General features: G+C 44.3%; 18 protein-coding genes. All 18 read left to right on the top strand.

Features of this window, described 5'->3' with window-relative positions; translation table 11 throughout:
• Positions 1 to 20: 20 nt before the first annotated feature.
• Entirely contained in the window at positions 21 to 3,587 is a 3,567-nt protein-coding gene (gene dnaE / locus HXT33_RS05000) for a DNA polymerase III subunit alpha (protein WP_421786815.1), read from the top strand.
• Between the two features lie 81 nt (positions 3,588 to 3,668).
• Entirely contained in the window at positions 3,669 to 4,373 is a 705-nt protein-coding gene (locus HXT33_RS04995; RefSeq protein WP_421786813.1) for a hypothetical protein, read from the top strand.
• Between the two features lie 204 nt (positions 4,374 to 4,577).
• Complete coding sequence (gene glnA, locus HXT33_RS04990; RefSeq protein WP_004127624.1) at positions 4,578 to 5,915, top strand: type I glutamate--ammonia ligase; 1,338 nt, start codon at positions 4,578 to 4,580, stop codon at positions 5,913 to 5,915.
• 319 nt (positions 5,916 to 6,234) lie between these two features.
• Positions 6,235 to 7,086, top strand: coding sequence for a division/cell wall cluster transcriptional repressor MraZ (mraZ, locus tag HXT33_RS04985; RefSeq protein WP_421786811.1), 852 nt, complete (start codon positions 6,235 to 6,237; stop codon positions 7,084 to 7,086).
• Complete coding sequence (gene rsmH, locus HXT33_RS04980) at positions 7,086 to 8,111, top strand: 16S rRNA (cytosine(1402)-N(4))-methyltransferase RsmH (RefSeq protein WP_004136826.1); 1,026 nt, start codon at positions 7,086 to 7,088, stop codon at positions 8,109 to 8,111. The genes mraZ and rsmH overlap by 1 nt, the downstream gene beginning before the upstream one ends.
• Before the next feature lie 2 nt (positions 8,112 to 8,113).
• Positions 8,114 to 8,740: a hypothetical protein gene (locus HXT33_RS04975; RefSeq protein WP_004136828.1), complete on the top strand. Its 627-nt coding sequence runs from the start codon at positions 8,114 to 8,116 to the stop codon at positions 8,738 to 8,740.
• Entirely contained in the window at positions 8,740 to 10,581 is a 1,842-nt protein-coding gene (locus tag HXT33_RS04970; protein ID WP_421786809.1) for a peptidoglycan D,D-transpeptidase FtsI family protein, read from the top strand. The genes HXT33_RS04975 and HXT33_RS04970 overlap by 1 nt, the downstream gene beginning before the upstream one ends.
• Before the next feature lie 42 nt (positions 10,582 to 10,623).
• Positions 10,624 to 11,559 carry a hypothetical protein gene (locus tag HXT33_RS04965; RefSeq protein ID WP_004136833.1) on the top strand — a complete coding sequence of 312 codons (936 nt, stop codon included), beginning with the start codon at positions 10,624 to 10,626 and terminating at the stop codon, positions 11,557 to 11,559.
• A 125-nt stretch (positions 11,560 to 11,684) separates the two neighbouring features.
• Positions 11,685 to 13,319: a UDP-N-acetylmuramoyl-tripeptide--D-alanyl-D-alanine ligase gene (locus HXT33_RS04960; protein WP_004136834.1), complete on the top strand. Its 1,635-nt coding sequence runs from the start codon at positions 11,685 to 11,687 to the stop codon at positions 13,317 to 13,319.
• A gap of 31 nt (positions 13,320 to 13,350) precedes the next feature.
• The gene (gene mraY, locus HXT33_RS04955) at positions 13,351 to 14,454 is read left to right on the top strand and encodes a phospho-N-acetylmuramoyl-pentapeptide-transferase (RefSeq protein ID WP_004127598.1); all 1,104 of its coding nucleotides are present in this window, start codon (positions 13,351 to 13,353) and stop codon (positions 14,452 to 14,454) included.
• Positions 14,455 to 14,477: 23 nt separating this feature from the next.
• Positions 14,478 to 16,070, top strand: a complete 1,593-nt coding sequence (gene murD, locus HXT33_RS04950; protein ID WP_421786806.1) for a UDP-N-acetylmuramoyl-L-alanine--D-glutamate ligase — start codon at positions 14,478 to 14,480, stop codon at positions 16,068 to 16,070.
• A complete protein-coding gene (locus tag HXT33_RS04945; RefSeq protein ID WP_421786804.1) occupies positions 16,051 to 17,286 on the top strand; it encodes a peptidoglycan glycosyltransferase FtsW in 1,236 nt (411 codons plus the stop codon). The genes murD and HXT33_RS04945 overlap by 20 nt, the downstream gene beginning before the upstream one ends.
• A gap of 27 nt (positions 17,287 to 17,313) precedes the next feature.
• The gene (locus HXT33_RS04940) at positions 17,314 to 18,513 is read left to right on the top strand and encodes a UDP-N-acetylglucosamine--N-acetylmuramyl-(pentapeptide) pyrophosphoryl-undecaprenol N-acetylglucosamine transferase (protein WP_308582943.1); all 1,200 of its coding nucleotides are present in this window, start codon (positions 17,314 to 17,316) and stop codon (positions 18,511 to 18,513) included.
• Entirely contained in the window at positions 18,513 to 20,132 is a 1,620-nt protein-coding gene (gene murC, locus HXT33_RS04935; protein WP_421786801.1) for a UDP-N-acetylmuramate--L-alanine ligase, read from the top strand. The genes HXT33_RS04940 and murC overlap by 1 nt, the downstream gene beginning before the upstream one ends.
• Positions 20,133 to 20,205: 73 nt before the next feature.
• Positions 20,206 to 21,177 (top strand): cell division protein FtsQ/DivIB, encoded by a 972-nt coding sequence (locus HXT33_RS04930; protein ID WP_421786799.1) that lies wholly within the window; start codon positions 20,206 to 20,208, stop codon positions 21,175 to 21,177.
• Between the two features lie 327 nt (positions 21,178 to 21,504).
• A complete protein-coding gene (gene rpsL / locus HXT33_RS04925) occupies positions 21,505 to 21,876 on the top strand; it encodes a 30S ribosomal protein S12 (RefSeq protein ID WP_003813881.1) in 372 nt (123 codons plus the stop codon).
• 3 nt (positions 21,877 to 21,879) lie between these two features.
• Complete coding sequence (gene rpsG, locus HXT33_RS04920; RefSeq protein ID WP_004127577.1) at positions 21,880 to 22,350, top strand: 30S ribosomal protein S7; 471 nt, start codon at positions 21,880 to 21,882, stop codon at positions 22,348 to 22,350.
• Positions 22,351 to 22,392: 42 nt separating this feature from the next.
• On the top strand, positions 22,393 to 24,522 hold the full coding sequence (gene fusA / locus HXT33_RS04915) for an elongation factor G (protein WP_004135467.1): 2,130 nt from the start codon (positions 22,393 to 22,395) through the stop codon (positions 24,520 to 24,522).
• The last annotated feature ends 67 nt before the right edge of the window (positions 24,523 to 24,589 follow it).

Below are 24,589 nucleotides of genomic sequence, written 5' to 3'. Positions count from 1 at the left end.
TCGCTTATAGAATATCATTTATGACTCAGCCGGAAACCAACTTCGTACATTTGCACAATCACACGCACTATTCGCTTCTTGACGGTGCGTCGAAAATCCCTGATTTAGTTAATCGTGCTAAAGAGTTGGGCATGCCGGCTGTTGCTATTACTGATCACGGAAACATGCACGGTGCGTACGAAATGTGGAGCACGGCCGTAAAAGCTGGAATTAAGCCGATTATTGGTATTGAAGCGTATGTTACTCCTGAAACAGCAAGGCAAGATAAAAGCCGCGTGCATTGGGGTACGGAAGATCAGCGTGCAGACGATGTTTCCGGCGGCGGCTTAATTACTCACATGACTTTGTGGGCGCAAAACGATGAAGGCTTAACAAATCTTCTTAAAGCTTCGTCTGTGGCGAATCTTGAAGGCCGTGTTATGCGCTACCCGCGTATGGATAAAGACGTGCTTTCAACCTACTCAAAAGGCGTAATCGCCTCTTCTGGATGCCCTTCTGGAATTATTCAAACGCGTCTTCGACTAGGTCAGTTTAAAGAAGCTTTGCGTGCTGCTGGAGAGTTTCAAGATATTTTTGGGCGTGACAATTTCTTTATTGAGCTTATGAATCATGGGCTTTCAATCGAAACTCGCGTAACAAAAGACTTGCTTGAGATTGCTAAAAAGCTTAATGCTCCTCTTCTTGCTACGAACGATTTGCATTACGTTCACGAAGAAGATCGCGAAGCTCAAGATGCTATGCTTTGCATTAATTCAGGCTCTAGGCTTGATGATCCTGACCGTTTTAAGTTTGACGGTTCCGGATACTATTTGAAGTCCGCTGAGCAAATGCGCGATCTTTTTAAAGAGTTTCCTGAAGCCTGTGACAATACGCTTGAGATTGCTCGACGCTGCAATGTTATGTTCGACGACGGCGAAGATGGCGCTTTTATGCCTCAATTTGACTGCCCGGAAGGTTGGGATGAGACTTCGCTATTCCTTAAAAAAGTTGAGGAAGGCTTGGAGCGTCGCTACAACAACAACATTCCAATGGAAGTGTTAAAGCAGGCTGATTACGAGTGCGGTGTGATTTGCCAAATGCAGTTCTGCGGCTACTTTTTGGTTGTTGCAGACTATATTAACTGGGCTAAGGCGCATGGAGTGATGGTTGGCCCTGGTCGTGGTTCTGCTGCAGGCGCTATGGTTGCGTACGCAATGGGCATTACTGAGCTTGATCCTATGAAGCACGGCCTTATTTTTGAACGCTTCTTAAACCCGGAGCGCGTATCTTTGCCAGATATTGACGTTGATTTTGACCCAGATGGCAGGGCCAAAGTTCTTGAATACGTGGGCGAAAAATACGGAAGAGATAAGGTCGCTCAGTGCGTTATTTACGGAACTATTAAAACGAAGCAGGCTCTTAAAGATTCCGCGCGTATTATGGGATATGAGTTTTCAGTAGGCGAAAAAATTACGAAGGTTCTTCCGCCTGCTAAAAACGGCAAAGATATGAGCTTGCACGATATTTTCGACGAAAAAAACAAGCGTTACGCTGAAGCGCGCGAGTTTCGTGAAATGTACGATACGGATCCAGATACGCATCGTATTACGGAAGAAGCAAAAGGTATTGAAGGTTTGATTCGTCAAACCGGTGTTCATGCTTGCGCAACAATCATGGGCTCGGAGCCAATCACAAACACTTCTCCGCTTCTTGAGCGCACTGACGGTACGATTACAACAACTTTCGAGTATCACACTTGTGAAACGCTCGGTCTTGTAAAAATGGACTTTTTGGGCCTTTCCAACTTGACTGTTATTCGCGACACGTTGCGAAATATTAAAAATAATGGAAAAGAGCCGATTGACTATACGAAAATTCCATTGGACGATAAGTCAACGTACCAGCTTCTTTCTAGGGGAGATACTTTAGGCGTCTTCCAGCTTGATTCCGACGGCATGCGCGCGCTTCTGCGTACTTTAAAACCAGATAATTTCAACGATATTTCGGCTTTGATTGCGCTTTACAGGCCTGGTCCTATGGATATGGATTCGCATACGAATTACGCTAAGCGCAAGAACGGTTTGCAAGATATTATTCCAATTCATCCGGAAGTTGAAAAGCCTCTTAAGGAAGTTTTGGACGAAACTTACGGTTTGATTGTTTACCAGGAGCAGGTGCAGTCTGCTGCGCGTATTTTGGCAGGATACAGTCTTGGTAAGGCAGATGTTTTGCGTCGAGCAATGGGTAAGAAGAAGCCGGAAGTGCTGGCAAAAGAGCAAGTTCCGTTCTTTGAAGGTATGAAAGCGCACGGATATTCTGAAGAAGCTGCGCAAGCAGTGTGGGATGTTTTGGTTCCGTTCTCCGGATACGCGTTTAACAAAGCTCACTCTGCAGCTTACGGATTAATTTCTTACTGGACGGCATACTTAAAAACGCATTATCCTGTGGAATTTATGGCAGCTTTGCTACAAAACGAGCGCACGAATAAAGACAAAACTGCACTGTATTTGGGCGAGGCAAGGCGCATGGGTATTCAAGTTTTGCAGCCGGATGTTAACGAGTCCGTTCTTGAATATTCTGCAGTTGGAGATGTTGTGCGCTTTGGCTTGGGTGCTATTCGTAACGTTGGAGACAAGGCTGTAAACGACATTATTTCCGAGCGTGAAGCTGGACGCGGAAGATTCGTAAACTTTATGGACTTTGTAAAGCGCGTGCCAATTAGCGCGCTGAATCGTCGCTTAGTGGAATCTCTTATTAAAGCTGGAGCTTTTGATTCGATTGATTCAAATCGTCGTGCTCTATTGCAAATTTGCGACCCTGCAATAGACTCTGTGATTGCGCTTAAACGCAAGCAGGCAGAAGGCCAGTTTGATTTATTTGCAGACGTAGACTCGTCTTCTGACTCATCTGACGACGCTGGTTTGGGAGATATGCAAATCACTGTGCCGGATGTTGAAGAGTGGGATAAAAAAACGAAGCTTAATTTTGAGCGCGAAATGTTAGGATTGTACGTTTCTGATCATCCACTAAGCGGATTGTCTGCAGTTTTGGCAGATTTGCGAGAAATGTCAATCGCTCAACTAATTGACCGCGCAAAAACTATGAGCGACGGTCAGCAAGTAACTATCGCGGGTCTGGTTACAAGCGTAGATAGGCGAGTGTCTCGAAAAGGTAACGCTTGGGCGATTGTCACAGTTGAAGACATGGAAAGCTCAATACAGTGCATGTTCTTTGGCAAAGTTTACGAAGCTTCGGCTCAGGAGCTTGCAATTGACCAGGTTGTGCGTATTCGCGGTCAGGTTGAGGTGCGTGATGAAACTGTGTCTATGCGCGCAACCGAGTTTGAAGTGCCAACATTGGAGTCGGTTGATGAGCGTCCGTTAACAATTGTGCTTCCGCGCAAAGCTTTAGATAAAGGTCATGTGGCTGAGTTGAGCAATATTTTAAGTCGTCACCCTGGGTGCTGCCAAGTGCGTTTGGCTTTACTTGACGATTCTGGACGTGCGCAAGTTCTTACTTTTGGCGACCGTTTCCGCGTTAAGCGTGACACTTCGCTGTTTGCGGAAATGAAAATCGTATTTGGCTCAAATTGCTTGCCGAGCGCGTAAAAATATGCAGTATTAGTTTGGTAAAATATAAAACTAGATATGCTTTAAGAAGTTACATTGAAAGGGGAGGAAACAACGAATATGTCAAACAATGGTGACGAGCGCAAAAATGACGATGAGCGTAACAATGATGATTCAGTACGCGCTTCTTTTACTGATGCTGAATTAGATAACGCGCTTGCAGGCTTTGAAAAAGAATTTCAAGAAAACGAAAATCAAAGTAATTCAAATACTGAAGATTTATTAGACGATTCCAATAGAAATAATCAAGAAAATAATTCTATTGAAGAAGCAATGCGCGGAATTGAAGAAGCTAATTTTGAGGAAGATTTACAAGGTTTACTTGGAAACAAAGCAAAAGTTGCAATGATGGTCACATACGTTGAGCCAGCGAAATTGCTTGCGGCCTTCTGCAAAATGGCAAATGTTAGCGCCCGATGCTTTTCGGAAGAACAGGGCTCTGTTGCAGTGCTGAAAAATCTGGAAGGAAACGGCCCAGAAGACGACGTGAAAAAATTTGTGGAGTTCTTCCTCGGCATGGACGTAATGCTTATTACAAATCGCGCAGATAAAATAACTGCAAAAATCTACCAGGCTGCAAAAGATCCTCAAGAAATCGTGGCGCCAATGGCACTAGCTGTTTGGTCAAGAGATGTTGAAGATCTTGCTATTTGCATGGAAAACGCCGATAGTCTTGAAAAACGTGGATTAGAAATGTTCAACAGTGACGACTTAAGTGACTTAGAAGCATACAAAATATTCCAAAAATACGGCAAAATAAACTAGCGAATAAATATAAGCATATAGTTTGCAATTCATTACGATTAAGTAAATTCATTGCTCATAGCTAAGATTCATGCAGAATATTTTGCAAGAATACACTACAATATACATAACGAGCTTATTGATTTTATTGAGCTTATAAATATTACTGCGCAAATTGGCTTAAGCTAACATTAGCGCGGTAAATGCTACCCAAGGGGCTGATTTATGGATAGACAACAAGAGTTTGCTCTACGTACTGTTGAAGAGCGAGACGTGCGTTTTATTCGACTCTGGTTTACGGACGTGCTTGGCACGCTTAAATCCGTTGCTATTGCCCCTGCTGAATTAGAGGCAGCTTTTGAAGAGGGTATTGGCTTCGACGGCTCGGCAATAGAAGGCATGACGCGCGTTTTGGAAGACGACATGATTGTTAAGCCGGATCCATCAACCTTCCAGATTCTTCCATGGCACGGAGGCCCAGAAGGCACAGCGCGAATGTTCTGCGATGTTTTAACTCCTGACGGCGAGCCTTCGCTGGGAGACCCTCGTCACGTTTTAAAGACTGCGCTCGCAAAAGCGAAGGAAAAGGGCTTTACTTTCTACGTGCATCCTGAAATTGAGTTTTACTTATTCGAAGCTCAAGATGATTGGTCTAAAGCTCCTGTGCCGATTGACGAAGGCGGCTACTTTGATCACGTTCCTAGAAGCTCGGCAATGGACTTTCGTAGGAATGCTGTAAGTATGCTTGAGCAGATGGGTATTTCTGTTGAATACTCGCATCACGAAGGCGGACCTGGTCAAAACGAAATCGATTTGCGTTACGCAGATGCGCTTACTACCGCGGACAATATTATGACCTTCCGCACTGTAGTCAAGGAAATTTCGCTTGAGCGCGGAATATACGCAAGCTTTATGCCAAAGCCGCTAACGGATCAGCCTGGATCTGGCATGCACACGCATTTGAGCTTGTTTGAGGGAGATACGAACGCTTTCTATGAGGCTGGTCAAGAGTTTAATATGTCTCTTATTGCGCGTCAGTTTGCGGCAGGCATTTTGCACCACGCTTCGGAAATTTGCGCTGTAACCGATCAGTATGTGAACTCTTACAAGCGCTTGTGGGGTGGGGCGGAAGCTCCTAGCTACGTGTGCTGGGGTCATAGCAACCGTTCCGCGCTTCTTCGCGTGCCGCAGTACAAGCCTGGTAAGGGCAATTCTTGCAGGATGGAATTCCGTGCTTTGGATCCTGTGGCGAACCCATATCTTGCTTACTCTGTGCTTTTGGCTGCAGGCTTGGATGGCATTGAAAAGCAAATGACTTTGTGCGATCCAACAAGTGACGACGTGTGGGAGCTTACTGATGCTGAGCGTCAGGCTATGGGAATTCAGCCATTGCCGGAATCCTTGGACGAGGCTTTGAAGATTATGGAGCGCTCGGACTTTGTGGCAAGCGTATTAGGCGAGCATGCTTTTGAGTATTTCTTGCGTAATAAGCACCAGGAATGGGAAGAGTACCGCCGACAGGTTACGCCTTTCGAGCTGGAGAAGTATTTGCCGCGCTTGTAATTATAGTCGCTCTTGCGCTTTTGGTGCTTTTTAGCGCTTTAGAGACCCTCGTGCAGTAAACGTTCTGCGCGAGGGTCTTATTTTGCTTGTTTTGGGACACTGCTGCAGTTTGCGTTCTGCGCGAGGGTCTTATTTTGCTTGTTTTGGGACACTGCTGCAGTTTGCGTTCTGCGCGAGTGTCTCATTTTTATTTCTGGTGGTGCTTTTTTGAAAAAAAATCAAAAATTTTGCAAAAAAGTGGGGATTTTTGGGGAGGAATGGGGTAAAATGGTGACTAACGTGCAAATGGCATAGTGTGCGTTGATTTAGGAGGTGGAGTATGGCACGTCGTGCTGCTAATAAGCAACCGCGGAATAAAGCCAATTCTGCCTCTGTGCATTCCGTAAATCAGGCTGGTTTCTCCACTGAATCTGATATGTCTCAGCAAACGCAGATGCCACTGCAAGCTGAACCCCCGCAGATTCCGACGTCATATGTTCAGCCTGTTCAACCTCAGTATTCGCAGCAAGCTCAGGGCTCTTACGGAGTGTCTTCAACTTCTATGCCAGCTGTTCAGCAAGCAATTCAAGCGCCGACATTCACCTCCACTCCATCCGGTGCTTATAATTCAGCTACTCAAGCTGCAGCTATGCCAATTGCACCGTTCTCTAATGTTCAGCAGCCAGTTCAGCAGCCAGTTCAGCCAATGCAGCAGCCTGTTCAGTATGTGCAAAATCCTGCTGTTTCGCCATTAGCTCCTATTTTGCTTGGAACTTACACTCCGAAAATCGACGATAAGGGTCGCGTGGCTCTTCCTGCAAAATTCCGCGCTCAACTTGGAAGCGGTTTTGTTATGGCTCGTGGCCAAGAGCGTTGCGTTTACGTGCTTCCAATGACTGAGTTTCAGCGCATGACCACGCAAATTCAGCGCACTTCTATGAGCAATAAGTCTGCTCGTGATTATTTGCGCGTCTTTCTTTCTGGCGCTGTTGACGAAGAGCCAGATAAGCAAGGTCGTATTGTTGTGCCGACAATGCTTAGGGATTACGCCAGTTTAGGTAACGAAATCGTTGTTATTGGTGTTGGTACGCGTGCTGAAATTTGGAATAAGTCGGCTTGGGAAGCTTATCTTGCTGATCGTGAGCAAGGTTATTCCGATATTGCTGACGATGTACTTCCGGCGGTGATGTAATGCAAGATATTACAACCATACACGCCCCGGTTTTATTGCAAGATTGCGTCGATTTAGTAACTCCTGCTTTGCAGCATAAAGACGCGGTTGTAGTGGATTGCACACTAGGTCTTGCCGGCCATGCTACAGCATTTCTTAAAGCAGCTCCTTTTGCAACTCTTATTGGAATTGATCGAGATTCTGAGGCGCTGTCTTTAGCTACAGAACGCATGCGTAACGAAGGTTTGGAAAATCGTTTTATTCCGGCTCACGCAGCTTTTGACGAAATTGACTCAGTCTTAAACGCGCATAATATTGATTCAATTGACGCAGCTTTTATGGATTTGGGTCTTTCTAGCCTGCAAATTGACGAAGCAGATCGCGGCTTCTCCTACTCTCACGACACCGCTCTTGATATGCGTATGGATACTACGCAATCTACTACTGCGGCAACGATTTTAGCAACATATGATGCTCGCGAATTAACTAAGATTTTCCGCGAGTATGGCGAAGAGCGTTTTGCGTCTCTTATTGCGCGTAGAATTGTTGAAACTCGCGAAGACCAGCCTCTTTTAACTTCCCTACAGCTTGTTCGTTTAGTTGACGATGTGATTCCTAAGGCTCATCGCGCTACTGGAAATCCAGCTAAGCGCGTTTTCCAGGCTTTGCGTATTGAAGTAAATGGTGAGTTAGATAAGCTTCAGCGCACGCTTCCAAAGATTGCTTTGCATCTTCGTGAACATGGCCGTCTTGTAGTTGAGTCTTACCATTCTTTGGAAGACACAACTGTTAAGCGCTTTATGAATAAGGGCTTAACTGTTGACGTTCCAGCGAATATGCCTGTTATTCCTGAAGATGCTCAGCCTTTCTTTAAGTCTCTTACAAGAGGCGCAATGAAAGCATCTAAAGAGGAGATTGAGCATAATACTCGCTCTTCCTCAGTTCGTTTGCGCGCTGTTGAATTGTGCCGTCCTATTCCTAATCGTTGGCTTAATAGGCTTAAAGATGAAGCTTATGGCTTAGAGCCTCGTAAAGGAGGCCGATAAAAATGGTATTGAATACTAAAAATCGCGTATTGCGTTCGGCTTCTTCTACTTCCGCTCCTGCAGGTCGTGTTAAGGATTCGTCAACTCGTAAAGATTATTCGCGAAATTCCTCCACAGCAGTATTTGGTGCTGCTAAGCGTCAAACTTCCGTGGTTCTTAATCGTTTGCAGAAAGTTATGAACTGGAGTAATACGCGCAAAGTTCCAATCATAAATTTCATGATTATTGTGATTTTCATGGTTGTGACTTTGTCTACTTCGCTTATGCTTCGTACGCAAATGGCTGAGCTTTCTTTTGAGCAGACTGCTACGCAATCTCGTATTTCACGCTTGCGTCAAGATGTTGAGGCTAAGCAAGCAAAGCTCGATACTTTGGATGCTGAGCTTCCTTCGAAAGCGCAACGCATGGGGATGATACCGCAGCAAGGTTCTATTGCGATTGATTTAAGTGATTATGCGGCTAAACGAAAGCATAATCAAAAGAACAAAAAAGAAGTTCCAAAAAATAATAATTCGCAAAATAATACGCAGGATAAAGCTAAAAACAAAACTAAAAATAAACCTAAAAATAAAACTAAAGAACAGCAACAAAAACAACAGTCACAACAAACAAAACAGGAGAAACATTGATGCGCCACATTTTTAAACAACGTTTCGCCAGAGAACAAAACTTTGTTCGTAAATGCGCTGTTATTGCTATAGTTTTCGCTTTCATAGGCATTTGTGCCATTGCAAAGCTTAGCTATATTCAGCTAATTAACGCACGCTCTACTGCACAGGCAGCTCAAGCAGAACGCAGCAGAGTGCGCCCAATTCTTGCTCGTCGTGGCAAGATTTTGGATGCAAATGGTGCTGTTCTTGCACAAAGCGTTGAGCGATTCAATATTATTGGAGACCCTCTTAACGCTCAGGCTTTTAAGCCTACGCCATGCACTAAGCAGACTGAAGATAATTGCCATATGCTAAATGGTAAACCGGTAGAGGGCACGGGCGCTGTGGCGGTTGCTCGTTTGCTCGCTCCGATTCTTCACATGAGTTCTGTAGAGCTTGGCGGAAAATTAGCTGGCGTTGGTCGTTACGTTTTGTTGAAGCGTAACGTAACTCCTGCAGTTAAGCGCGCTATTGACAATCTTAATCTTTCCGGATGCATTTATGCAGAAAATAGTAGTGAGCGAGTGTATTCTAGCGGCCCAATTCTTGGTTCTGTAATTGGTGCCGTTTCGAATGCGGATGAAGTTAATCGTAAAGACTTAAAGAATCGCAAGGGCGAAGTTGGTGTTTCTGGACTTGAGCTAACTCATGACTCCACCTTAAACGGTGTAGACGGCTACCAGCGTTATCAAGGTAATAATGTTGGAAATGAGAAGATTCCAGGAACTGTAACAGAATCTAAACCTGCTGTAAACGGCAGTGATATTAAGCTTACGATTGATAGCGATGTTGATTGGTATGTTAAGAAGGTTCTTCTTGACGGAAAGAAACAATATCGTGCAGCATGGGGTGTTGCAGTAGTTCAGGATGTTCGAACTGGCGAAATTCTTGCTTTGGAAGATACTGACGATATTAAAGCTGGTAGCACGCAATCCAAAGTAAACGTGTCTCGCGTAGTAAGTCAAACCTTTGAACCAGGTTCTATTGGTAAGGCTTTTGCAATGGCTGGTATGTTGCAAACCGGCGCTCACAAGCTTAGCGATCAGTTTGCGGTTCCTTACAGCATTAATAAGAATGGTCAAACATATCATGATGCTGTTGATCATGGTGTTGAACATTGGACTTTGGCTGGTATTCTTGCTGAATCTTCAAACGTTGGTATGGTTATGGCTGGCGAAAGGTATCCGTTAGATAAGCGCTACGAATATCTTTATAAGTTTGGTCTTGGCCAGTATACCGGATTGAATTTGCAGGGTGAATCTCGCGGCTTGCTTCCTAGCATGCAATCTTGGGATGGTCGTAAGAAGGATACTGTTCTCTTCGGCCAGGGTTATGCTGTGAACGCTTTGCAGCTTACTAATGCTATGGCAACTATTGCGAATAAAGGCGTGAAACTGCGTCAAACTTTGATTAAGTCTGTTATTGATTCTGATGGTCATGTAACTAAGGCTGGGCGTGCTCAAGGAACGCGAGTTATTGATGAGAATGTTGCAGCTCAAATGATGAACGCTCTTGAAAACTCAGGTGAGCATTATCACCGTTTCGCAGGTGTTGATGGTTACCGTGTTGCTGCAAAGAGTGGTACTGCAGAAGTTGCGGGACCTGATGGCCGTCTTAGCTCCACAATTAGCGACTGGTCTGGTGCTATTCCGGCGGATAATCCTCGATTCATCGTAACCGTTGTGCTAAAAGATCCGCAAGGCGTTTACGGTGGTATGACTGCAGGCCCATTGTTCAAAACAATCGGCGAATTCCTTATGCAAAAGTACGATGTTCCAACTTCTGCTGCACGCACGAACCCTGTTGCGGTAAATTGGTAATGAGCGCATTACAATGTTGTTTAATACTAAGTAGGGTGTGCAATGAATGTGGTTGATGAATATTCAAGAGTAAGAGTTACTTTAGGTTTTGCTGCAAAAAACTACGGTTTTGAAGTTGTGCCAGCGTTTGCATCTGAGGTAACTGTTACTTCTATTGCTCATGATGTGCGTCAAGTGCATCCTGGTTGCCTGTTTGTGCCGCTCGGCCACGTTGATCGTCGTCAACTTGAGGCTGCTAGAGATGCTGGAGCGTATGCTGCGCTAGTTCCACCGGAGTTTCGTAATGAAGCTGTGGATTTAGGAATACCGCTACTTGTATCTTCTGCTAATCCTGTTGCTCTTGGAAAGCTTGCTTGCGATATTAATTTCGATCCTTCTTCTTGCATCGCAACTTTTGCTGTTGCAGGTGACGATGATGATGAAATTCATGCTAATGTTTTGCGATTGGCAGACTTTTTACACATGCTTGGTAATCCTGTTGGTGTTATTAGTGATGCCGGTTCGTCTTCTTTGCAGCGTGAACTTTCGCTGGAATATCCGTTAAATATTGCTGATGTTCAGCATACTCTGTCAGTTTGTGCAGAAGATGGTGCTGCTGCAGTAGTTATTGCACTTAATAGCGCGACTTTGTCGAAAAATGCGTTACAGTCGGTAAATATTGACGTTTTAGGCGCTGAGAAATCTCAAGTAGACGACGACTCTAAGTCAACTGCCAAGTCAACTAACAATGCCACTGCAACTGCAACTAACAATATAAGTTTTTATTCTTTGCGACAACGCTACGGTTTTAGTAGCAGAGATCACTCGTATTGCGTTACAAGATCTACTGAATCTGACGAATTAGCGCAATTAGCAGACGAAATTGGCGGACAAAATATTAAGCGTCATCTTTCACTAGCAATCGCAATGGTATTGGCTGCTGGAGTGCGTCGTGGAACTATTAAAAGTGCATTGCGTGTTTCTCACGAATTGCGTTAAATAGGTAGTTTGCATATGTGTTTTAGTTGTGCAAACTACTTTGAGCGGATGTTTTAGACTTGGATTTTGGACTTTGGATTTGGGCTTTGAGTGTTTTAAGCATGCGGAGCATTTAGGAGGATTTTATGAGTTGTGATCAAAACCATGAGGCAATTAGTGAAGCGAAGACGCAAAATAGCATGATGCCTATGAGTGTTTTTGAAATTGCTTCTGCAGTCGATGGCACTGTGCATGTTAGTAATCAAAATAATTCCTCTAATACAAAGCAAGAAAACATTACTGCTACATCCGTTTTTACTGATTCTCGTGAAGTTCGTGAAGGATCCGTTTTTGTTGCAATCGCTGGTGAACATGTTGACGGTCACGACTATGTAAAAAGCGCTGAAAAATCTGGGGCCGTATTAGCAATTGTTGAGCATTTTGTAAAAGACGTTTATATTACTCAGATTGTTGTTAAAAATTCCGTTGAAGCTTTAGGATTGCTTGCTAAACATAATTTGCAGCGTAGACGCGAATTACAGCAGCCGTTTACAATTGTTGGGATTACTGGTTCTGTTGGAAAAACAACAACTAAAGATATGCTTAAATCATTGCTTAGCACTTTGGGTGAAACTGTTGCTCCTGTTGGATCTTTTAATAACGAAATCGGCTTGCCTTTAACCTCTTTAAAAGTTGGCCCATCTACTAGATTCTTAGTAGCAGAAATGGGTGCTAACCATGTTGGCGAAATTGCGAATTTAACAAAAATTGCTCCACCAGATATTGCGGTTGTGCTTAAAGTTGGTGTTGCTCACTTGGGAGAGTTTGGTTCAGTTGAGCGCATTGCTCAGGCAAAAAGTGAGATTGTGCAAGGGCTTGTGCCGCATGGTATTGCAGTGTTAAACGCGGACGATTTTAGGGTTTTTGCAATGAGTAATCTTGCAGACAAAGATCATGTTCGTTACTTTGGCAGAAATCTTAAAAATGGTTTGCTTGAATCAGCTCCTAAAAGCGAGTATCAACTTTGTGCGAGTTGCGTAGAACTTGATTCTTTTGGGAAGCCAACTTTTACGCTTAGCGAATACGAAAAATCTTCTGAAAAATCTTCTGAAGATTCTTCTGAATGCACGAATAAAACGCAAGTTCATCTTGCTATACAAGGCGAGCATAATGTTATGAACGCTCTTGCTGCAGCAAATGTTGCTCGCTATTTTGGTATGCCTTTAGAAAATATTGCGGATGTTCTTGGCAAAGTTTCACATATTAGTCCGCATCGCATGCAGCTTAGTACCGTTTCTTATGATGGCAAAGAGTTTACGCTTATTGACGATTCCTTTAATGCTAACCCTGATTCTATGAAAGCTGGACTTGACGGCTTATGTGCTTACGAAAGTAAAGACAATGCAAAGAAGTCTAATGTTTTCCGAATTGCTGTTTTAGGTTCAATGCTTGAACTCGGCAAAAATGAGTGCGAATTGCATGAAAATATTGGCTCATATGCTGCTAAGTCAAATGTTGATGCTGTTATAGCTGTTGGCTCAAAAACGGATTCTGATTTAGACAATTTAGCCCAGTGTATTGCGCACGGCGCTCGCAATTCTTGGGAAAATAAAAAGCTTTCAGCCAATGATGCAGTGCATTTAGCTCATAGCTCTTATGAGGCTAATGAACTTGTTTGGAAGATTGTGGCCGACCATCCGAGTAGTGTTGTGTTATTGAAAGGTTCGCATGCCTCAGGATTAAGTGTGTTGGCTGAACGTTGGGCCAGTATTAATAAGTAGTGCAAACGGAATATAAAACGGAGGTTAAGCGGTGATTGCGCTTATTATCGGAATTGTTGTGTCGCTAGTTGTGACGATTATAGGCACGCCTCTGCTTATTCGTTTGGTGCACCGCTTGCATTATGGGCAGTACATTCGTCAGGATGGACCGCAATCTCATTTAGTAAAGCGCGGAACTCCAACTATGGGCGGTGTTGTTATTAATCTTGCCGTTGTTGCAGGCTGGGCTGCTTCTGCACTTTACCGTTACATGGCTGTTGGAAGGGCACCTTCCTGGTCTGCTGTTTTAGTGCTTTTTGCCATGCTTTCTATGGGTTTGCTTGGCTTCATTGACGATTTTGCTAAGGTTAGAAAAAAGCAGAATCTTGGTCTTTCTGTGCATGCTAAATTCATTGGGCAGATTGTTTTTGCAAGTATTTACGCTATTCTTGCTTTGCTTCTTCCAACGCAATCCGGTATTGCTAGCGCTCAGCCTGGAATGAGTTTTATTGAGCGACCATTCTTTGATTTTTCAATACTCGGTAAGGGCGTTGGAATTGTTGTGTTTATTATTTGGGTGAATTTCCTAGTTGCTGCATGGTCTAATGCTGTAAATTTGACCGATGGTCTTGATGGATTAGCTTCTGGCTCTTCTATGATTGCTTTTGCAGGTTACGCTTTGATTGCTTTTTGGGAAAGCTACCATGTGCGCGGCGGCGGTCATTTTGGCTTCTCTTACGCTGTTTCTGATCCTCTTGATTTAACTATTATTTCCGTTTGTGCAGCTGTTGCATGCTTCGGTTTCTTGTGGTTTAATTCCAATCCTGCTCAAGTATTTATGGGAGACACTGGCTCTCTTGCGTTGGGTGGCTTGTTTGCTGCTATTTCTATTGCTACGCACACAGAGTTTTTGGCAGTAATTTTGGGCGGACTGTTCGTAATGGAAGCTGCAAGTGATGTTATTCAGGTTGGCTTCTTTAAAGCAACGCATAAACGCGTTTTCAAAATGGCTCCTATTCATCATCATTTTGAATTGCTCGGTTGGACGGAAACAAAGGTTGTTGTGCGTTTTTGGATGATTGAGCTTATGTTTGTTCTTTCTGCGCTTATGATGTTCTACGCGGATTGGGCAGGTCGTTCTGGATTGCTTATTTAATATAAAAATTGGAAGGCTTCAATATGAGTACTCTTAAGAGTTCTGATTCGTCTGTTTCACTATCATCATGCGAGTGCAGTAGCACGTTCACGTTCAAAAATGTTCTTGTTGCAGGCCTCGGTGTTTCTGGACGTGGAGCTGTTGAAGTTTTGCGAGCTGTTGGGTCTAATCCTATAACTGCAGACGAAAAAAAGCCTGAAGCTGATATTCATAATTTTGAAGAAATTAACTGGTCTAAAATAGACGCTGTGGTGACTTCTCCGGTTTTTAATCCGCGTACACCATTTTTGCAAGAAGCTCAATCGCATAATATTCCAGTAATGAGCGAAGTTGAATTAGCGTGGCGTTTGCGCGTTCCTTCTAAGCGCACAAATAAACCTGCTTATTGGATTGGTATTACCGGAACTAATGGCAAAACTTCCACTACAGAAATGACTTCAGCAATGTTAACCGCTTGTGGATTAGATGCTCCAGCTGTGGGAAATATTGGAAAATCTGTTTCTCATGCGGCTTTGGAAGCTGATCACGACGCTTTATGCGTTGAATTAAGCTCCTTCCAGCTGCATTTTACTGATTCTTTGGCTCTTGATTGTGCTGCTATTACGAATATTGCTGCCGACCATTTAGATTGGCATGGTGGCATGGAAGCTTATGCTCACGACAAGTCAAAAGTTTTTAATAATGTTCGCAAAGCTTTAGTTTACAATGCTCAAGATGAAAGAGTTAAAGCATTAGCTCAAACTGCAAAAGTGGCTTCGAGTTGCAAGCGTATTGGATTTACTTTAGCTGAGCCTTCTTTGGGCGAAATTGGTGTTAAAGACGGTTGGATTGTTGATAACAGCGGTGTTGCTGGGGGAGATCCTGGAGTATTGAAGCCTATTGTTGCTTTGCGTGATTTGCGGCATTTATGCGAGCCAGATGGCACAGTTTACCCACATTTGTTGGCTGACGCTCTTACAGCATTGGCTTTGGCTCTTGGCTTAACTGGAAACGTTGATGCTGCAGTTCGTGCTTTATGCGAGTTTGCTCCAGGCGGTCATCGAATTCAAACTGTTGCAACTTTGCAGGCTCAAGATTGCAATCCTTCGCATTCTATTCGATTCGTTGATGATTCTAAAGCAACTAATGCTCACGCTGCAGCCGCGTCTTTAGCAAGTTTTGCTAATAATTCGGTAGTTTGGATTGCTGGCGGCTTGGCAAAAGGCGGTTGTTTTGAAGATTTAGTAGCAAATCAGCTTCATGTGATTAAAGCTGTTGTTGTTATTGGCGTAGACCAGCGTCCTATTGTTGAAGCTCTTCATAATTCTGCTCCAAATATTCCTGTAACTATTGTTGCTCCAGACGGTTCTAGTGCTGAATCGTATAATGGTATTGACGATGCGGTTTGCGCGCGGATTGAGCATAATTCGCTTATAAATGCTGATTCTTCATTCGGCGAAGCTGTTATGCAACAAACTGTAGAAGCTGCCGGGCGTTACGCTAAGCCTGGTGATGTTGTGCTTCTTGCTCCAGCATGTGCTTCTATGGATCAATTCGTTTCGTATGCTGATCGTGGAAATCGCTTTGCTGAAGAATCTCAACGATGGGTACACAATCATGGTATTAAACAACAATAAGCCGATTAAGTGGTTGCGCTCATTAGTGCACAAAAAAAGTGGTGAAGAGCAGGGTCAAGATTTAGCGCTTAAGCATTATCTTGGGTGGAAAAGTTTAACAAATCCTCTGTGGTGCTTATACGGAATGAGAATATCGGTAATTATTTTATCGATATTTGGCTTATTTATGGTGTTTTCTAGCTCCTCGGTAACAATGATTACTTACGGAGTTGCACCTTGGGGGCAGGGTGTAAACCAAACTCTTTACTGCATTTTGGGCATGATTGGCTATATTTTTGCTTCTCGCGTGCCTGTTTCGTACTACAGAAAATATGTTGCGATTATTTATGCTGTTGCGGCCGTAGCTCAGTTTTTAACCTTTGTGCCAGGTTTGCGTCGAGAGGTTAATGGTAACGCGGGCTGGATTGCTTTTGGCCCTATTACTTTGCAACCTGCAGAAATCACAAAACTATCTTTGTGTATTTGGCTTCCAATCGCACTTCTTGCCGCAAAAGAAGCGTATAAGCGTGTTCAAATGCGAGCCTATATTCCCGCCGCAGCCGGATTAGGCGTATCTTTGCTTCTAGTTATTGCCGGTAAAGATCTTGGTACTGCTTTAATTATTATTCTTATTGCTCTTATAGCTTTCTATTTAGGTGGATTTCCAACCAAATGGCTTGTTGGAAGCATATTTATTGCTTGCATAATGGTTGCTCTTTTGGTTTTAACAAGTCAAAATCGTATGCGAAGAATTCTCGCAACATTGCACGGTTGCGACGCTAAAGCAGCTAAAGGCGTGTGCTTCCAAGCAATTCACGCACAATACGCAATGGCTTCCGGAGGACTCTTAGGCGTTGGCATTGGTAACTCGCGCGAAAAATGGAATTATTTACCTTACGCTCATAACGATTTTATTTTTGCAATTATTGGCGAAGAAATGGGATTTTTGGTTGCGGCTGCAGTAGTTATTTTGTACATAATAATCGGCTGGTGCATGCTTTCTTCCGCGCTTCAAACAAAATCTAAGTTTATTTCAATAACTTTAATGTGCATAGCAACGTGGATTGTAGGTCAAGGCTTAGTTAATATTCTTGTAGTAGTGCAACTATTGCCGGTTATGGGAGTTCCTATGCCGTTTGTGTCTGCAGGCGGATCTTCGCTTGTTATGTGTTTGGTTGCAGTAGGAGTCGCTGATGGTCTTATGCGAGCAAACCCACAGCTTAAAATGGAAAAATAGTAGCACAATTGAAGAATCGGGGAAATAATGAATCAAACTAATGCTAATCAGGAAGAAGTGCATATTGTGCTTGCAGGAGGGGGAACTGCAGGACATGTTAATCCACTACTTTCTGTTGCGGACGCATTAAAACGTATGGAACCAAACGCTTATATTAGCGTAATTGGTACAGCTGTTGGATTGGAAAAAGATCTTGTTCCAGAAGCAGGATACGAACTTGACACTATAGAAAAAGTGCCTTTTCCTAGAAAACCAAATCTTGACGCACTAAAATTCCCTTTGCGCTGGATTAAAGAAACACGCAAAGTTCAAAATATTTTATTAAAACGAAAGGCAGATATTGTAGTTGGATTCGGCGGCTACGCTTCTGCTCCAGTCTATTTTAAAGCTCATTCTAAGCATATTCCTATTGTGATTCACGAGCAGAATGCTAAAGCCGGAATGGCAAATAAATTAGGTGCTAAATGGGCTGAAGAAATAGGAACTGTGTACAATACCACTGGTTTGCACGCAAAAAACGGTGCTGAAGCAAAAAGAGTAGGATTGCCGCTTCGCCCTGCTATTTCTACATTGTGCAAAAAACTAGAAGAAGATAGAGGATCGGCTGCAGTTGAAGGCGCTTGCAAGCTTGGATTAGATCCAAAGCGACCAATTATTTTGGTAACTGGAGGCTCTTTAGGAGCAAAAAGCATCAATCTGGCTGTGGCTAAAGCTTCTAAAGAAATTTTGCAGCATGCGCAAGTCATACATTTAACTGGTCGCGCAAAAGCGGAAGAAGTGCGAAGCATAGTTGCAAAGCAAGTAGGTGAATCGCAAATAAACGATATTAGTCCTGAAAATGCTGGAAAAGGCGATTATCATATTGCGGAATATTTAGAGCGTATTGACTGGGCTTTTGCTTGTGCAGACTTGGTTATTTGCAGGGCTGGAGCTGGAACTGTTGCCGAAATTTCCGCTTTAGGATTGCCTGCAGTTTATGTGCCGCTTCCTATTGGTAACGGTGAGCAGCGTTTTAATGCTGAGCCGGTTGTAAAAGCTGGCGGTGCAGTTATGGTAAACGATTGCGATTTTAGTGCTCAATGGTTAAATCTTGAAGGAATAGATTTATTAGAAGATAGTAAGCGTTTGCAAAATATGCGAAAAGAATCATGGAATTATGGTATTCGTAACGCGGCAGACGTTATGGCAAAGCGTATTCTTGAAATCGCAAAAGGAAGCAGAAAATAATGTCGAATGTTAATAATAATGCGGATTTAGCTTACAAAAATGCGGATTTAGCTTACAAAAATGCGGATTTGCTATGCTCTAAAATCACTCTAAATCCAATAAAAGCTGCATTTGAAGATTCTAAAAACGCATCCACTCTTGGAAGAGTGCATTTTATTGGCATTGGTGGAGCAGGAATGAGTGTTCTTGCAGAAATGCTTCACGAAGAAGGCGTGAGTGTTAGCGGATGCGACCGCGAAGAAAACGATCACACAAAGCGTTTGGAAGAATTAGGTATTGCGGTAGAAATTGGGCAAAACGCTTCTCATATTAGCAGCGCAGATGTGCTCGTGTATTCAAGCGCAATTAAGCCGAATAATCCAGAAATTGTGGCAGCTTACGCCCATGGTGTAAAACTCGTGCATAGAAGCGATATTCTTGCGCTACTTCTTGCCGCAAAAACTGGGGTTACTGTTGCAGGAGCTCACGGTAAAACAACCACAAGCTCGCTTCTTTCTCACATACTAAGCGTTGCTGGAACTGGAAAACTTTCAGACCCAAGCTACGCGATTGGCGGATCAATACAGGCTGCAGATGGCACTGTTATTGATGGCGGTCACGCGGGTAAGGGAAGCGTTATGGTTGCTGAAGCTGACGAATCAGACGGAAGCTTTGAAAAATATCGCCCGAGTATTGCAATCGTAACAAATGCTGAAGCGGATCACTTAGATCATTACGGTTCTAGCGAACGTTACCGTGAAGCTTTTGTTGAGCACGTAAGTCACGCTATTAGTCACGTAATAATTTGCGCTGATGACGAAGGTGCTAGAAAAGTTCTTGAAAAAATGTCGGATGAAACTTTGCGCGCAACAATTGCTTACGGTGCTTACGATTCGTGGGCTTCAACTAGCGCTCGCGTGCAAAATTTGGCGCAGTTTGCTGGTATTAAGCATGAAAGCGAGCAGGCTGTAAGTGGGCGAGAAGTATTTACGCTTGTTTTGCCTGGAAATATTGCTGGAAATCTTGCCGGAAATGCTGGAAAAATAGAAGATTCAGTAAGCTTAGAAGTTAGTTTGCTAATTCCAGGATTGCACAATGCGCGTAACGCTTCGGCTGCTATTATTGCTGCAGTATTGCTTGGAATGAAGCCGGAAGATGCGGCTCGTGGTGCTCAAAGTTTTAGGGGAGCTTCTAGGAGATTCGATATTCGAGGATGCGTTAACGGTGTTACTGTTGTTGACGATTATGCGCATCATCCAACGGAAATTGAAGCTTTACTTCGTGCTGCTAGAAGACGCTATACTTCAGCGAAATTGCGTGTGCTGTTCCAGCCGCATTTGTTCTCTAGGACTCGTGCTTTTGCCAGTGAGTTTGCTAATGCTTTGGCTTTGGCTGACGATGTGATTGTTACTGGCATTTTTCCAGCTCGCGAAAAGCAGGAAGATTTTCCTAATATTCATGCAGAAACTATTGTTGAGGCTGCAAAATCACAGAATCTTAATGTACAAATTGAGGCTGTGGAAAATATGCGTGAGGCTGCGTTGAAACTGGCTGCGCGCGCAAAATTCGGAGATGTTCTTCTTACTGTTGGTGCTGGAAGTATTACTGATATGACGTCTGTTATGCTAGAAGCGTTATAAAAATAATTTACGAAGTATTAAGAAATATCTGCTAGTCTTTAGGAAACTTAAACTTCACGAAGAAAGGAGCGGTATGGGTCGCGTGATTGTTAGTAAATCAAATGATTCTTCTGAAAATAAGCCGCATCCTCGCACTGTTAAAAGCCTTAATTTAGCAGATACGAATCCTAATCGCGAAGAAAAAAATCAGGGCAAATTTGTTGATGCTAGGCGCTTGCCAGGTCTTGACTTCATAAAGAAAACGTTAAGTCAAACTTCTGGATCTTTTGGAATGATGACTCGTCCTAGAATCGTCAATTTCAAAGAGCGCTTAAAAGAACGTAAATCCGCTTATTTGAAGTTTACGCTTAAACGTGTTTTAGCTGTGATAGCTGTTATTGCAGTTCTTGCAGCGCTTTTATGGCTTCTGTTTTTCTCACCGGCATTTCGTCTTCAGCTAGACGATATTACTATTTCTGGTTCTAACGAATGGGTGAGTGAGCAGAAAATCGAATCGATAGCGTCTACTCAAGTAGACAAATCGCTGTTTTTGGTATCTTCGCAAGAAGTAATTGGTCAGCTTAAAGATATTCCTGGCGTAACTGAAGCAAAAGTTACTAAAAATTTCCCGCATAGTTTACAAATTACGGTTAGAGCTCAGCGTCCTGCAGCAATGCTTAAAACTCGCGAAAGCAGTAAGCTCACAGCTGTGGATGCAAAGGGTAGAGTTTTAAATGCCGTAGCGCAGGCGTCTATTAAAGGTATTCCGGTAATCGAAGTAGGGGATATTCAACGAAGCCTAAACAATAGAGCCGTTCTTGAAGCTGTGAAAATCGTAAGCTCGCTGCCGGAATCAATGCGCGCTAGAGTTACGAAAGTTAGTGCAAAAACGCAGGATTCTGTTGAAACGGAACTTGGTGACGTAAAGCGAACTATTGTTTGGGGAAATTCTTCACAAATTGAATTAAAAAAGGCTATTGTTGCTAAAATTATTGACGATCCTAGCAAAATAGGAGATAAGCATAGGCTCGATGTTTCCGCTCCTGTGCGACCAATTCTTAAGTAGATTTTGGTTTTAATTGAGTTTGAGCTTGGCTTGAGTTGGGCTTGAGCTTGGTTTGATTTTGCTTTTGTGATTTAGTTAGAAGCATTGTCAAACTTTGGTGTATAATAGTAATTCGTGTGTGCCAACGGCGTGCCTTATGTGATAGGCGTGCAGGTTGGGATATCCCAAGTGCCAAAGATAGCGCGCAGTAATGCGTGACTGGAGGCGCAAGGGCCATCGGGCCGGTGGACTGTGGCTTTTACTCTTTTAACCGATTCAGGTTTAAGGTGTGCTGCAGTGTGGCGGTTTTCACCAAACAGAACATATCAATGAATCGGAGAACTTAAGTTGCCTACGATTGAACAACTCGTCCGTAAGGGACGTCAGGCCAAGCCTAAGAAGTCAAAGACTTTGGCCTTGAAAGGTAGCCCGTTGCGTCGTGGCGTGTGCACCCGTGTGTACACCACCACTCCTAAGAAGCCAAATTCCGCGCTTCGTAAGGTTGCTCGTGTGCGCCTCAGCTCGGGTATTGAAGTAACCGCCTATATTCCAGGCGAAGGTCATAACTTGCAGGAGCACTCCATTGTGCTTGTGCGCGGTGGCCGTGTGAAGGATCTCCCAGGTGTGCGTTACCACATCGTGCGTGGCGCGCTCGATACCCAGGGTGTCAAGGACCGCAAGCAGGGTCGTTCCCTGTATGGAGCAAAGAAGGCGAAGTAAAACATGTCACGTAAAGGACCTGCAAAAAAGCATCAGTTGCTTCCTGATCCAATCTACGGCTCGACCGTCGTGGCTCAGTTGATTAACAAAATCCTTCTCGATGGTAAGAAGTCCATCGCAGAAAACATCGTCTACACCGCTCTTGAGCAGGTGAAGGCAAAGACCGAGCAGGAGCCAGTTTCTGTTTTGAAGCGCGCTCTCGATAACATTCGTCCAAGCCTCGAGGTTCGTTCCCGCCGCGTCGGTGGCGCAACCTACCAGGTTCCAGTCGAAGTTAAGCCTGCTCGTGCAAACACATTGTCCCTTCGCTGGCTTACTGACTTCTCCCGCGTTCGTCGTGAGAAGACAATGGCTGAGCGTTTGGCCAACGAAATTCTCGATGCCTCCAATGGCTTGGGTGCTTCCGTGAAGCGCCGCGAGGATACCCACAAGATGGCAGAAGCAAACAAGGCTTTTGCTCACTATCGCTGGTAATCCACAAGATAATCGGTATCTTAAAGAGCTAAGGATAAGAATATGGCACAAGATGTGCTTAACGACCTGAATATGGTTCGTAACATCGGCATCATGGCGCACATCGATGCTGGTAAGACTACTACAACCGAACGTATTCTTTACTACACTGGTAAGAATTACAAGATCGGTGAAACTCATGATGGTGCTTCTACCATGGACTTCATGGCTCAGGAGCAGGAACGCGGTATTACTATTCAGTCTGCTGCAACCACCTGCTTCTGGAAGCGTCAGACTCACGACGTTGATGACCGCTATCAGATCAACATCATCGATACCCCAGGCCACGTGGACTTCACCGCTGAGGTGGAACGTTCCCTTCGTGTTCTCGACGGTGCTGTTGCAGTCTTCGATGGTAAGGAAGGCGTGGAGCCTCAGTCTGAAACCGTGTGGCGTCAGGCAGATAAGTATAGCGTTCCACGTATTTGCTTCATTAACAAGATGGATAAGCTTGGCGCTGATTTCTACTACTCCGTCAAGACCATCAAAGAGAAGCTCGGCGCAACTCCACTCGTTATTCAGCTCCCAATCGGTGCTGAAAACGACTTCACTGGCGTTGTTGACTTGATTCGTATGAAGGCTTACGTCTGGAATGACGTTAAGGACGATATGGGTGCTCACTACGACACCGTTGACATTCCTGCAGATTTGCAGGATCGTGCAGAAGAGTATCGTGCTGAACTCATGGATCAGGTTGCTGAAGCTGACGACGAATTGGTTGAGAAGTATCTCGAAACTGGCGAACTTACTGAAGAAGAAATGCGCGCTGGTATTCGTAAGCTTACAATCGAACGCAAAGCCTTCCCTGTAACCTGCGGTTCTGCATTCAAGGATAAGGGTGTTCAGCCAATGCTGGATGCTGTTGTTGACTTCCTTCCAAGCCCAGAGGATGTTCCATCCATTAAGGGCTTCAAGCCAGGCGACGAATCCGTTGAAATTGACCGCAAGCCAGTGAACACCGATCCATTTGCAGCTTTGGTCTTCAAGATTTCCACCCATCCGTTCTATGGCAAGCTCGTGTTCGTGCGCGTTTACTCTGGCGAAGTTAAGCCAGGCGATTCCGTGTACGATTCCACCAAGTCCAAGAAGGAACGCGTCGGCAAGATCTTCCAGATGCATGCTGATAAGGAAAATCCTGTAGATTCCGCAGAAGCTGGTAACATCTACACCTTCGTTGGTTTGAAGAACGTCAGCACTGGTGATACCTTGTGCGACGAGAAGAACCCAATTTCCTTGGAATCCATGACCTTCCCAGATCCTGTTATCGAGGTGGCTGTGGAGCCAAAGACGAAGGCTGATCAGGAAAAGATGAGCTTGGCTTTGGCTAAGCTTTCTGACGAGGATCCTACCTTCCAGGTTAAGACCGATGAGGAATCCGGCCAGACTTTGATTTCCGGTATGGGCGAGCTTCAGCTTGACATTATCGTTGATCGTATGCGCCGCGAGTTCAAGGTCGAAGCGAATGTTGGTAAGCCGCAGGTTGCTTACCGCGAAACCATTCGTAAGGCTGTTATGAACCAGGAATACACTCACAAGAAGCAGACCGGTGGTTCTGGTCAGTTCGCAAAGGTTTTGATGAACTTCGAGCCTCTCGACACAGAATCTGGCGAAACTTATCAGTTCGTCAACGAAGTTACCGGCGGCCACATTACCAAGGAATTCATTCCTTCTATCGACGCAGGTGTGCAGGAAGCTATGGAATCCGGCGTGTTGGCTGGCTTCCCAGTTGTGGGCGTAAAAGCAACCGTCACCGACGGTCAGACTCACGATGTCGATTCTTCGGAAATGGCCTTCAAGATTGCAGGTTCCATGTGCTTCAAGGAAGCTGCACCAAAGGCTAATCCGGTAATTCTCGAACCAATTATGGCAGTCGAAGTCCGTACTCCAGAAGAGTACATGGGCGATGTCATGGGCGATTTGAACTCTCGCCGCGGTAACATCCAGTCTATGACTGATGCAACCGGCGTTAAGGTTATTGACGCAAAGGTGCCGCTGAGCGAAATGTTCGGCTACATCGGCGATCTTCGTTCCAAGACTCAGGGCCGCGCAATGTTCACCATGCAGATGGACTCTTACGCAGAGGTCCCGAAGGCTGTTTCGGACGAGATTATTAAGGCTCAGCGCGGCGAATAAAGCGCACGCTACTTCGGTGTTTTCTGTCCCCGGTCAACGCTAGAATTTCTACGTTGACTGGGTTCTG

It is taken from the genome of Gardnerella sp. DNF00753 (assembly GCF_049244275.1).
Taxonomy (GTDB): domain Bacteria; phylum Actinomycetota; class Actinomycetes; order Actinomycetales; family Bifidobacteriaceae; genus Bifidobacterium; species Bifidobacterium greenwoodii.
The sequence above is the reverse complement of the archived record's forward strand: the minus strand, read 5'-3'. Positions and strand labels throughout refer to the sequence as shown.